The organism is Colwellia sp. F1 (assembly GCF_056238625.1).
The window spans coordinates 58,091-70,498 of the sequence record NZ_JBWDLI010000007.1 but is presented as its reverse complement, the minus strand read 5'-3'; the positions used below and the strand labels follow the sequence as shown (position 1 = coordinate 70,498).

11 protein-coding genes are annotated in these 12,408 nt (G+C 37.1%); 1 reads left to right on the top strand and 10 read right to left on the bottom strand.

Features of this window, described 5'->3' with window-relative positions; all coding sequences use genetic code 11:
* Positions 1–13: 13 nt before the first annotated feature.
* From AC0UA9_RS08245 to AC0UA9_RS08210, 8 genes are all read right to left on the bottom strand, one after another.
* Positions 14–2,023, bottom strand: a complete 2,010-nt coding sequence (locus tag AC0UA9_RS08245; protein WP_475659213.1) for a capsular polysaccharide biosynthesis protein — start codon at positions 2,021–2,023, stop codon at positions 14–16.
* 16 nt (positions 2,024–2,039) lie between these two features.
* Positions 2,040–3,584 (bottom strand): capsular polysaccharide export protein, LipB/KpsS family, encoded by a 1,545-nt coding sequence (locus AC0UA9_RS08240; RefSeq protein WP_475659212.1) that lies wholly within the window; start codon positions 3,582–3,584, stop codon positions 2,040–2,042.
* Between the two features lie 2 nt (positions 3,585–3,586).
* The gene (locus AC0UA9_RS08235) at positions 3,587–4,534 is read right to left on the bottom strand and encodes a glycosyltransferase (RefSeq protein ID WP_475659211.1); all 948 of its coding nucleotides are present in this window, start codon (positions 4,532–4,534) and stop codon (positions 3,587–3,589) included.
* An 11-nt stretch (positions 4,535–4,545) separates the two neighbouring features.
* Positions 4,546–6,162: a polysaccharide biosynthesis/export family protein gene (locus AC0UA9_RS08230; RefSeq protein WP_475659210.1), complete on the bottom strand. Its 1,617-nt coding sequence runs from the start codon at positions 6,160–6,162 to the stop codon at positions 4,546–4,548.
* Positions 6,159–7,358, bottom strand: a complete 1,200-nt coding sequence (locus AC0UA9_RS08225; RefSeq protein WP_475659209.1) for a KpsE/RkpR family capsule polysaccharide export protein — start codon at positions 7,356–7,358, stop codon at positions 6,159–6,161. Before AC0UA9_RS08225 ends, AC0UA9_RS08230 begins: the two co-directional genes overlap by 4 nt.
* Positions 7,342–8,013: an ABC transporter ATP-binding protein gene (locus tag AC0UA9_RS08220; protein ID WP_475659208.1), complete on the bottom strand. Its 672-nt coding sequence runs from the start codon at positions 8,011–8,013 to the stop codon at positions 7,342–7,344. Before AC0UA9_RS08220 ends, AC0UA9_RS08225 begins: the two co-directional genes overlap by 17 nt.
* Entirely contained in the window at positions 8,010–8,819 is an 810-nt protein-coding gene (locus tag AC0UA9_RS08215) for an ABC transporter permease (RefSeq protein ID WP_475659207.1), read from the bottom strand. Before AC0UA9_RS08215 ends, AC0UA9_RS08220 begins: the two co-directional genes overlap by 4 nt.
* Before the next feature lie 116 nt (positions 8,820–8,935).
* On the bottom strand, positions 8,936–10,138 hold the full coding sequence (locus AC0UA9_RS08210; protein ID WP_475659206.1) for a capsule biosynthesis protein: 1,203 nt from the start codon (positions 10,136–10,138) through the stop codon (positions 8,936–8,938).
* Positions 10,139–10,539: 401 nt separating this feature from the next.
* Here AC0UA9_RS08210 and AC0UA9_RS08205 point away from each other — a divergent pair, with 401 nt between their 5' ends.
* Positions 10,540–10,872: a GNAT family N-acetyltransferase gene (locus AC0UA9_RS08205; RefSeq protein WP_475659205.1), complete on the top strand. Its 333-nt coding sequence runs from the start codon at positions 10,540–10,542 to the stop codon at positions 10,870–10,872.
* Between the two features lie 217 nt (positions 10,873–11,089).
* On the opposite strand, the gene AC0UA9_RS08200 is transcribed toward AC0UA9_RS08205, so the two are convergent.
* Both AC0UA9_RS08200 and adk read right to left on the bottom strand, forming a co-directional pair.
* A complete protein-coding gene (locus AC0UA9_RS08200; protein WP_475659204.1) occupies positions 11,090–11,485 on the bottom strand; it encodes an MAPEG family protein in 396 nt (131 codons plus the stop codon).
* Positions 11,486–11,594: 109 nt separating this feature from the next.
* Positions 11,595–12,239 (bottom strand): adenylate kinase, encoded by a 645-nt coding sequence (adk, locus tag AC0UA9_RS08195; RefSeq protein WP_475659203.1) that lies wholly within the window; start codon positions 12,237–12,239, stop codon positions 11,595–11,597.
* Positions 12,240–12,408: the final 169 nt, after the last annotated feature.

Below are 12,408 nucleotides of genomic sequence, written 5' to 3'. Positions count from 1 at the left end.
CAAAACCAGCTAATTATTTAAACATTTCCAAAAAATAACTCATTTTTATTTTAGAGCGTACTAACCATGGTACTTTTTTAACATCGGTATTGTTTGTTTTCGCTATTTTGGCAATTAACGATTCAGGGCTGCTCCAAAGCCCTGTGTCCCAATCAATATATACCGGATACTCAATCAACGAGATATATACCAGCTCTTGTAATGTACGTTTTGCTTTTCTTCTGGTTAAAGGGTAATGGTCAACGGTTAAGCCCCAACAAGCATAAAAAGGTTGTCCCCATGTATGTACATTCACATTTTGTATTAAAGCCTCAAAGCCACTTAGCGAGGTCATTGTATGTAGCTCGTCAATGTATGGGTATAAGCTCGTTAATGGTAAATCAGTAACAACCTGGTTAGTACAAGTGGCTAAACAATCCTTCGAGATATGCCCCGCCCTATTACCTGAAACAACATCTGGGTGTGGTTTATAAATAATATAAGCATGGGGGTTGGCTTGTTGTACCGCGGTTAATAATGCTTCATTGCTCTTTATATAAGGACTACCAGTTAAGATTGATGCATCGCCATCAACTTGGCCTACCACTAAAATAACTTTTTTGTTATCAACCGGCCGGTTAAACTGGCTTACCTGGCCTACATTGTACTTACTCACCCCTGAAGCCCGAATAAGCTGTATGAGCGCATCGGCTCTACTGATATTACTTTTTGAGAGTGTGCAGGTATTTAACATCTTCTCTAAACCAGACTGCACTCGACTATTAAAGTAAATGCCTTGCTTATCAAACGACAACGAAGATGGCCGACATAAATTGACCCCCAAACCACTAGAGCGAATAAAACCGTCTTCCACCCTTATACAAGGTGTTAATTCAGGATGTTTAGCGCCCCAAACCAATATATGCTCATCTTTTTTTATATGCTTTGGTAATGTACGAACAAACTTAAGATCCAGTGCTAAATGACGACAAAAGTGCTGCATAAACGCACGTTTCCAGAGCGAAAAACCAACCAGATATAAACGAGAATATGGCGTGTGTTTATTATATTGATTGCCAATAATATCTAGTAATTCTTCCAGTTCACAAGCTTGGTTTTTAATGGGATCGTAATAGGTAGAGTACTTTATTAAGGCTGCATAAACTAATTGTTCAATGGTTGCTTGCCCTCTACGTTCACACACCAACGCATCATGGGTTAAGCCCCAACCAGCGTAAAAAGGTAAGCCAAAACAATACACGGGTTTTTGTAAAAGCAATGCCTCAAACCCCATTTGAGATGAAACGGTATAGACCGCCTCTACCACATTAATTAGCGCATGCGGATGACAGTTTTCATCAATGATCTCAACACCATCTACTTTACCCTGCTGCCACAATTTAGCTAATACCCCTTTCTTTTTTCCTAAACGGGTATCAGGATGAGTGCGCAATAATAACCGCGCATCTGGATGGTTTTTTCTCGCTTGAGCCACCATATTAATGAAGCTATTTTGATCAGCCATCGCACCAGCAACCGATAAATCACCTGCTACTTGGTCTATAATTAAAATACAAGCGCTTTGATTAACCGATAATTTATCGATGATACTGGCCGGTAATTGCGTTGATTGATAGCAGTTATATTTCGTCGCCCCTATTTCAACCATAGTTCGGATAAGTTTTTTAGCTCTACAAACGGCCTGCTCTTCAAGTGGCTCTTTAATATAGTGCTCTAATATAGAAGGCTTGCGTGCGTCATAATACATACCTAATTCATCGGCAATTAAGCCGACAGGGTGGCCTTTACGCGCTGGGTGACCTAAGTAACCAATAAAGCCATCTTCAAGATGTAAATATTTCAAACCATGTAGAGCAGCAAAATCTTTGGCTTTTTTAGTGTTCGCCTTAAGCCCCCAACCAACAACACTATCCTCACTAGTAGGAGTTTCATGTTGATCAAGTAATGATAGCTTTTGCTTGAAGCAATGTTCAATTAACGTTTTACGTTTAAATATACCGTTAGAGCGCGTCAAAATTGTCATAAATACCGATAATCCTTTATCGATTCTTTTTAAAAAAGAATCGAATTGGCCTAAACATAAAATGACTATCACGAAAAAAATTGTAAGGTTGTTTAATCAGCTTGTTAAATTTTTTATTTATTCTGCACGGGTTTGGCACAAACAGATTTTCAGCCGTTTTTGTTGGCTCTAACACGACTGCTTTTTGCACAGCCGTTTTTTTCGACACTATGTTAATTGTTGGTGTTTCACTAAATATCTCTGCTAACCGTAACTCCCCTGACTGGTGCACTGATACTAAGTGATAACATAATGATTTAACTAAAAAACGTTCAAATTTATCAAACTCTTTTAATGTTAATTTACCGAATTGTTTATTGCATTTATTTTCTGCATAACAGTTTAAAAACTCATCAATGTTATTTAGATCATAGGTAAAACCTTTATTGCCGTAGAAAGCATCGCCAAACTGAAATGGTTTTAGTCCCTCAAATGCTGCTTCTATAGAGGACTGAGAGCACAAACTAGCCACAAAATCAGCTTGTTCAAATAATGAATGGATATTATAGTTTTCAACGATTCTAACTCTATTTTGCTCTGCTTCTGTTAATGTTGTTTGAATGTACTGCGTTAACTCTGTTTTTGTTAACGGATACCCGATTCCTCTTTTTTTACTCTCCCATGGATGCGCTTTAAAAATAATTTGTAGCTCTGTTTTTTTAATTGTTTTTACGATAAGTTCTTTATAAAATGATAAAGCATTAAGGTTAGTCTCTTGCCTATTGTCGCCTAAAATAGAAAAGTCATTTATAACTTGTCCTAATATCAATAATGTCTTGGTATTTACCTCAAATAACCGGGTAGTTTGACTGCTAGGTTGTTGTACATTTTTATTTTTAGTTAATAATATTTTATTGGTCGCTTTAATCTTATCTTTTTCAAACGACTCTTCATCGATGGCTATCCTGTTATAAAAACTTGTAAACTTTAAATCTGAATTGTTAGGAATATGTTCATATTTCCATTCACAATAGTAATCATTACCGGTGAAAAATGATTCAAAAACTAACGGATCACATGCCCGTTTTTTCAATAGCTCCAATAACACTTTAGCGTAGATTAAACTACCTGAAAATATACAAGCATATTGCGCTTGGGGTAGTGCTGTTAATTGATTTTTCCACCAATTAATCCAATACTCCACCGCTGCCATATTATGTAACAAGGCCTCATAGTCGTGATTAAAAGCCTTATTAAAGATAACGTTGAGATTATTAGCTAAGGGGTAGTCTCGCCAGTGCGGCTTCGCCATAACAAAGCTTAATAGCTCTAATTTGCACAGTTTGAAAACATTCAGGCCGCCATAGCGATACTCAAAAAGTGCATGTTCTGATAAAAGGCGCAATTTGCTTACTCTGGCACTTAGCGCTTTTGAATGAGCAAAATAATCACCGTACAGGCTTATCATTTCTTTTGGCGCATTGGCATGAATCACGTCAATTTGATTTTTTTTAAAATAACTAAAGAGTGAATTAAAGTTTCGTGTATGAAAATGTGTATCATCCGCTAAAATAACCTTCATGCTTATCTCTCATTTACTTGTATCGTATTGCGATTAACTATTTTTATATATTCATCTACGTTTTTTTGAATACACTCTTGCCACGTTATACAAGCGGTTGATTTAAAGTGATAAGTAGTATGTGAAAGCTGTTCAATTTGTCTATCTTTACCAAACAAGGCATTAAATATTTTTGCATCGTGGTGTAAGTCACCTGAAAAAAATCGACCATTGTGCTTATCAATAATCAAATCGCTTGCCATCCCAACATTAAACCCAATATAAGGCGTGCCCGAAGCGATAGCTTCAGGCACATTAGCTGGGCCACCCTCATGATAGCTGAGCACTAAAAGTGCATCTAATTCCTCGTACAAATTTCCAAAAAGGCGATAAGGCAAACGTTCATAAACTTTTGCTTTAATCCCCATTTTTAACATTCTTTGATAAGTTATTTGTCGGTTTTCCCCTACCAAAATGAACTGTACATTGGCCGTGTCTACACGCTTTAGAAGTTCAAGAAGATACGCTTCCCCTTTGACTTTTCGCCCGTATCGCTTAGACAATATGCCAATGCTGTAGGTTTTTTTACGCTTTTTTTCTTTTACTTCAAATAGATCATCACGGTAACCATGCGGTATTATTGAGGTGTTATTTATCCCTCGTGAGTTTAAAAAAGCTGCTTGATTTGAGTTTAAACAAATTATTTGCTTACTTTCTTGATACCGACTGATAAAGGCATTTTTATCTAACCATGGATCTTCATCAGTAAGATCATGGTGAACAGTAACCACTGAATTTTCTTTCAATCTTTTTTCTAAATGTGGCCGGTGATAGTGATAAATATCAGCCTCTTCAATGGGGTTAATTGAAACAACAAAATCTATTTTATGAGTATAAATCTTAAAGTAATTAAGAATGGCATCAAAGATACTGCTTGGAGTATCTGCTGACATTACATGATTAATTTTCATATTACCTCGCCTTAAATGGCCAGAAACACAGCGGCTGACGCTGCTATTTGATAAATAACTTGCGTTATATCTTTGGTTAATTGAAATGATTTTTCATCGGGTTTTGCTAAAACAAAAATCTCATCACCTGCGGTTATTATTTTCTTGCTGTTAATTTTTTTATTAACGCTAATTACACTACCGTTTGGCTTCATGATTAGAATATTCATATCACTTAAATCAGCCATAGCTCCGCCAGCTTGGTCTATAAAATCGGTGGGCGATAAGTTTTTTTGATAAGCAATAGCTGTAGGAAATAGCACCTCACCGTGGATCATGACTAAATTACGTTGAGCGGGAATAACTATTCTGTCGCCTTGTTGTAAATAAATAGGGTTGTTTTTACTTAAATGCGTTAATAATACTTGCCCTTTAGGCTCTATTTTTTTAGCTTTTTCAATCCACTGCAATATTGTTTCGGCTTCAGTGCCGCGTAAGTTTGCCGCTTCTGTAGTTTGAGAGCGTGTGGTGAGTACATTTTGCTCTAGGGAATTTAATGATTCTAATAACATGGCTTTTTGGCGTAGTGCTACTGATGGCCGGTATAACTGAATGGCACTTTTATTTGACAAAGAAGTGAAGTCTATTTTGGCGATTAATTCGCTCAGGGTAGAGCCCCATGGTAGTACAAACTCTTGCTGCGAATTATGCTCACCTATTACTTCCACACTGATGCTTTTCGCACGTATTTGCGAGCTTACTTTAATAAAACTACCCGGTGTTACACGTGCGCTGTTAAGCTCATTGATTAAGTATTGTTTTGCATCACCCTCAGTGCCCTTTGAATTAACAATGGTGACATGGGTTGCATTTTCTTTTATTGCCACAGCCGTTAATATATCGGTTAATAACGTTTGTGCTTGATTGACTTCAAACTTACCTTCAAAGCCAACATCACCTTGAATAGTCACCTCGCCATTTTTAGCGCCTACAAATATGACATCACCTTCTTGCATGGCGAGTACCGGTAATTCACCCGTTGTTAAAAAGTCATACAGATCAAACGCTTTAAGGATCTTATTATTACGTTTAAGCTGAATATTACGATAACCACCAATATCTGCTCTAATTCCGCCAGCCTGGTCAATAAATCGCAATATACTGTCTGCGCTTTGCCCCTCATATAACCCCGGCTCTTTCACAGTACCAGCAACAAATACCTTTACTTTTTGGCTGGTGGCTAAATTGGCATAAACCTCAACATTCGCCTTGTAAATGCGTTCAACTGATTTTTTTACAACCTTATTCAATTCAGTGTTTTTAACACCACTCACTAAAACCGGCCCCACTTTAGGGATAAAAATATTACCGTGAGCGTCAACGGTTAGTTGCCCTTGAAAATTAATTCCTCCCCAAAGTTGCACCAATATTTGGTCACCCTGCGTAATAGCATAATTAGGGTTAAAACCACTAAATGAAACCTTGGAAAAGTTTCCTTGAAACAACCAACTACCATAAATAGTAGCGGTGTTTTTTGGTTGAGATAGCGGTATTTCTTGTTCGCTAGCACTGGGGGCTAAGGTTACCGCTATTGCTTTGTTGCCTATGATAGACATTGCCAAAGCAAAATAAAATGCCACCTTTATCATGCTGAATGTTCCTTAATAATTGCCACGATCAGCCTTCCTAATAAATAAATAAGTAGTAATGAGATAAACCACGTAATAATGCTGTAAATGCGTCTGGGGTATTGTGCTTCTTCTGCTAGCTTTGGTGCTTGCACTATTAATAAGTGTTTGAGGTTTTGATACGCATCTGCTCTTACCGCTTCTAAAGCAGTGAGCGAGCTTTTATATAATTGCAGCGCAAATTCAGTATTAAATTTAATCTCTTGATAAACGGCATTTAGTTTATTTAGTGAATCGCTGTTTTTGGCCGTTAAGCGTGCTTTTTCTTCACTTAATTGCGCTTTAAGTGCATTAATTTGATTTTTTTTGACAACAACATCTGATGCATTAGGTTGCATAAACGCTAATAATACTTTCAATTCAGACTCTAACTGAATAATGGACGCTTCAAGCTTATTAACAGCACCCAGTAATGCACCGCCTAGTTTTTCAGGGTTAGCTAATTGATTTTCATCTTGAAACGACATTAACTTAGTTTGCTCTCTTGTTAACGATTGATGAGCACGCTTGACTTCAGACTTAGCGTAATTGAGTTGTTCATCAACCATTTTAGTGCTGAGTTGGTTAATAAATTGTTCACTTGCCTGTAAAATCTGTAAGGCAACCTGCTTTGAATAACTTGGAATAAAGGTTTGAATTTCAACGTGTACAATTCCAGACAATTCATCAAAAACTACATCAAGGTGAGCTTTATAAAAGTGGTTATACGCTTCCACGTTGCTATTAGTTTTTAACCGACTAAACCAATCCCATTTTTTGTTTTGGTAGTGCGCTTTTAACCCTAATGTTTCATCAAGTATTTTAGCCATTTCACTCGATTCAATAAACGATTTGATAATATAGGCATCTTTACTCGATGGTGATGCCGCGCCTAACGAAGCTAAACCACTTAAATTTACACTTGAATTTTTCGATTGTTCAACCACAAACAAAGCACTGCTGACATAACGCGGAGAAGCCACAAGCGTGTAATAACCAATAATTAACACTGAAGCCATCAGCACAAATAAAAACGAACCAAACTTTCCCCAGGTAGCATATGCCGTTTGTTCAGTGTTTTTGTACACTGTAGAGTCTTTTACAAACTGTAAAGGAGCCTTCTTTAATTTTATAACTTTGCGCGCTATCGGCGTCAGTGGTTTAGTGTTTTTTAACATAATGCCTTTCATATTGCGCTATCGCGTGATCAATGTTGTCAAAATAAAGCAGCTTTTGATTTTTTATCAATAAACCTGCTTGGCAGTATTTTTTCAATTCACCCAAAGAATGATTTACCATGATCACTTTGGTTTGTTGAAATTTTTCTGTAAGAATTTGTTCACTTTTTTTTCTAAAGTTGGCATCGCCAACCGCACTGAGCTCGTCAATTAGCAGGACATCAAAGTTAAAGTCAAACGCCATGGTTAAACCAAAAGCAACGCGCGCTTTCATCCCACTTGAATAACTTTTCACGGGTTCATCAAAGTAAATCCCTATCTCTGCAAACGCCTCGACCTTTTTTTCAATAATCTTAGTATTGGTAAAACCATGAATACGGGCGACAAAACGCACGTTTTCTCGCCCACTCATTGAACCTTGTAGTCCGCCTTGTAAGCCAAGTGGCCAACTTATTTTAAGCGTGCTAGTAACCTTACCTGTGGTGGCATAATCAGCGCCGCCTAACAGGCGAATAAAAGTTGATTTACCCGCGCCATTTGGCCCTAAAACACCAATACTTTTATCCATGGGCAACGTTAGGTTTACTTTATTAAAAACGTATTTTCGCCCTTGTTTGGTTGAAAAAGATTTACTAAAGTCTGACAGTTCAATCATTGCGCAACAAACTTAACACGATTAATACGGTATAAACTCAAGCCGAAAACAACAGCAACTAAAGCGCAACTAGAAACATATAGCCAATTGCCTATTGGGGAGGTGTATGTTTTAAAATAAGCTTCACGGCTAAGCTCTATTAGGTGGAATAGTGGGTTCCAATCTAACAAAAACCAATATTTTGGCGGGATCATGGTTGCACTATAAAATACCCCTGATAAATAAAATAACGGTGATAACACCATGGTCAGTAGCTTAGGGGTGTCTTTCCAATATTGCACAGCCGAACAAAGTGCTATTCCTAGCCCTGTACCCAATAAAATTAACAAGGCATTAGCAATAAACAAAGGCAAGGGTTGATCAGGAACGACACTAAAACCTAACCACGCCAAACATAACATAATAAAGATATACACAAGGATGTATGTCGCCACCTCTATTATTAGTCGTGTAATTATCGGGTCAATCGGTGCCACCTGCCGATACGCAAACAAGGCTTTATTAGCTGAAATACCCGCCGACAATTGAGGCAGTAATTTAGCAAATAATTTAAACGGTAAAATACCAGTAAATAAAAATAATGCGATTGGAATATTGCCTACGCTATGTCGCCCCAACAAGGTAAAAATTAAACCTAATACTGCGGCTTGTGCAACCGGTTCGGCAATAGCCCAAAAGTACCCGAGTTTTGATGTACCAAAGCGTGTTTTTAATTCGCGCATCAATAAGGCATGTATAGTGTCCATCATTACTTTAAATGACGTTCTATTGACAACTGTTGGCAAAGAAGATGAGCTGTTTTTCATTAAAGATCACACTTAACCATGCATTGTGTATAATTAGGCGATTGCAAAGCCAATTTATATAATTTTTCATTGTGCATATGTCGGTATTTCCTTAAAGCGCTTACTATTTTATTCTCTTAATTGACAAACTTGTCTGCGACAGCTTGTAAAGTTAACTCTTGTTTTTGATAAAAGCTTCCCGGTATTTGGTTCGCAAGTAAAAGCGACTCTTTGAATTTTTTAAACTTGACCTTGCAAGGCTTACAAGCTGAGCGCCAAAAATCATTTAAGCTTTGTTGACTCGTGATACCGTCAATATTGTAAATAGCACGGCCTAATGTAATCGTTGGAATATTATGATGCAGTGACGAAAGGCCAACAGTGCTGTTAACCGTAATAGTTCCTTTAGCGTGCTTTAATAAAGCAGGTAGGTTGAGATCGTGAACATACAAGACTCGCCCACTAACATCGTAAGCATAGCTGAGCTTTTTTATGTACCCCGCATAATGATTGAACCCTCTATCCATGGGGTGATGTTTAAACACTAAATAATCTTTTTGTTCCGCATTTTTTGCAAACGATTCAATTACATCACCAATATACTCCTCAACTGAGCGATAAGGTGAGTGGTATAAAATTTGACTATCAACACTCACCTGTAAAGGAGCCAAAAAGTATTTACCTGACAATTCTTTTTCAAGTATTTTTCTTACCTTGGGTGTCTTTGCGTTATATTTAATTTTTCGTATGCCTGACTTTATCCAGTGATAACTTTCTTCAAAGACATGCCAAGGCCGATGATGTAAATACGTTTTATAGTGATTAAAATAAAGAAACTTAAAAAAGTAGTAAGTACTTGCATGAATTGCCATAAAAAGAAATGAGCGCTTCAATTGCAGCATGTTTTCTTGTTTAGCCTTTGCTTGCGTTTCTGTAAAATCTAACTCGGACTGATATTGTTCAAAATCAAAAAGTGAATTACCGTTAACACCATTTTTTTCTAAGGTAATAAATGATGGCCGTAAATACCCTTCTTCAAAAGCCCAAAAAGACACAGACAATTTATCCGCCACTTTTTTTGCTTCTCGGTGATAATAACGACAGTCTCCAAACACGATAATGTCGGTAATTTTCTCACGATTTACATACGTTGATAAAAATGTAGACCATTCACTCGACGGGCCTGTATAGGCAGTTGAATTGGCTTTATCACTAAAATGGTAATCGCCACCATTGAAGGTGATTTGTTGTACATTTACATTTTTCTTCTGACGTAAATAGTGAGCTAAAATCTTGAAAAAAGGACCAACAGGACCTTGAAGAAGTAAGAAGTTTCTCATAAGTAACCATAAACCATACTGTAATGAAATAGTGAGTAAAGTAGTGAATTAAACAGGTATTTCTAGCCCCTCTACAAAACGAAATCCCGTTACAACACAGAGCAAAAGCAATCCTATAACTCATTAATATCAAAGACAATTCAGGGTTACATTAAATAACAATTTAACTATGCTTTAACTTCCATAGGTGCACAAATAGGCTTTTGTTATAAAGTGAGTATCGTCATCAGGTAATCATGGCGTATAAAAAGCTTAAAGCGCTTTGCATAATTGTTTACAATACAAACTTCTAGCAGCTAGACCGCTCAGCTTAAAAAGATCATAAATATGAATATAAACGGCAGAAAATCACTTGGCAGGTTTTACACTTTAGTGCGTTGTCCTTAGATCAACTGTACGATTTGTTGAAACTACGAGTCGATATATTTGTGGTAGAGCAACAATGTTATTACTCTGAGCTTGATGGTGATAAAAACGCATTAGATCGAGACAGTGAAACATTACATCTTTTGGGCTATCAAGGTGACAAGCTGATCGCTTACTTGCGTATATTAGCTAAAGGACAAGTTTATCAAGACTATATCTGTATTGGCCGAGTCGCTGTTGCGCATAAAATACGAAGGAGTGGCTTAGGCCATGAGCTGATAAACAAAGCGTTACTGTTATGCCAGCAATATTTTCCTGATGAAAATATAAAAATATCAGCGCAAGAACACTTATACCAATTCCATTAAATTTATTCACACCTCAGAGCTTCATTAGCGAGCTTAGAACAAGCAAAATTGATTATACATAGTTATTCTATATTTCTTTAATTTTATGATGTTATCAGTTTGCTAATGAGCTCCCAAGGGCGAGTTTAAAAACAATAAACATAACCACGGTTAGGCTGCTCGTTTATTGTCTGATAATAGCTGTGTATACTATTAACCGTTCATCATGTTTTGTTAATTAACCTAAAAATACAAAAATATTGGCTATTGCCAATACTAACAACACACTAAAAAGGCTGATAGTACCTATCGCTCTCGCTTTTGAGGTACCAATTGACTGTTTTAAACCGATCGCATGTGAAATTCTACTTAAAAAAAGTATAGCCCCCAATAGATGTACCCATAAACTAGCTACCCCACTAAGTTCAAAGGCCGCTAATAAAATTAATGCCAGTGGAATATATTCTGCAAAATTTCCATGTATTCTGATCGCTTTAATCAGCGCTTGTGCTCCACCGTCTCCCAAGCCTACCTTTAATTTAAAGCGTAACCGTATAATATTAAAAGATAAAGCAATAAAAAGCAGTGTCAGTATACCTGCGTAAAATGCGGTAATGGTAATATTTAAATCCATGGGATAACCTTATAGCAATGTGATTAACTTCTTTATTAAAACAAAAAACTCGCCGAAGCGAGCTTTACTTAAGTTATGTCAGCGCATACTAAGCTGATACAAACAATTATTAGGCTAATTCTTTATTCAACAATGCATTAACCGCTTCTACAGCTTGTGTACCATCTACGGTTAAGTACTGGCAATTACCTAATTTAGCTTCCGCTTGATAAAAGTTAACTAACGGCTCTGTTTGCTCATGATATATAGCTAAACGCTTACGCACGGTAGACTCTTCATCATCTGGGCGAATTGATAATTCATCACCGGTGACATCATCCTTGTTTTCTTCTTTAGGTGGGTTATAGACAAGGTGATAAACGCGGCCTGAACCTGAATGTACACGGCGGCCAGCCATACGCTCAACAATAACTTCATCCGGCACGTCAAATTCAAGCACATAATCAACATTGATCCCGTTTGCTTTCATTGCATCTGCTTGTGGGATGGTACGCGGGAAGCCGTCAAGCAAAAAGCCTGCTTTACAGTCTTCCTGCGTTATACGTTCTTTTACTAACCCTATAATCAGATCATCAGACACTAATTGCCCTGCATCCATAACCGCTTTAGCTTGCTTGCCTAGCTCACTACCAGCTGAAATTGCGGCACGTAACATATCTCCCGTTGATATTTGAGGAATGCCATATTTAGCCATTAAAAACTGTGCTTGTGTGCCTTTGCCCGCACCAGGAGCGCCAAGAAGTACAATACGCATATAAACTAACCTTTAAGTGATGATGTTTAAAAAATAAAAACAATTACATTAGTTCAACGCTATTGGCTAAATTAAACTGATTTTAAGCCTTGTGATCACACTAATGTAATAATTCTTTACTATTCTATTTATTGCGGCAAACACTATACAAGTATGCCTACAAGCAAAC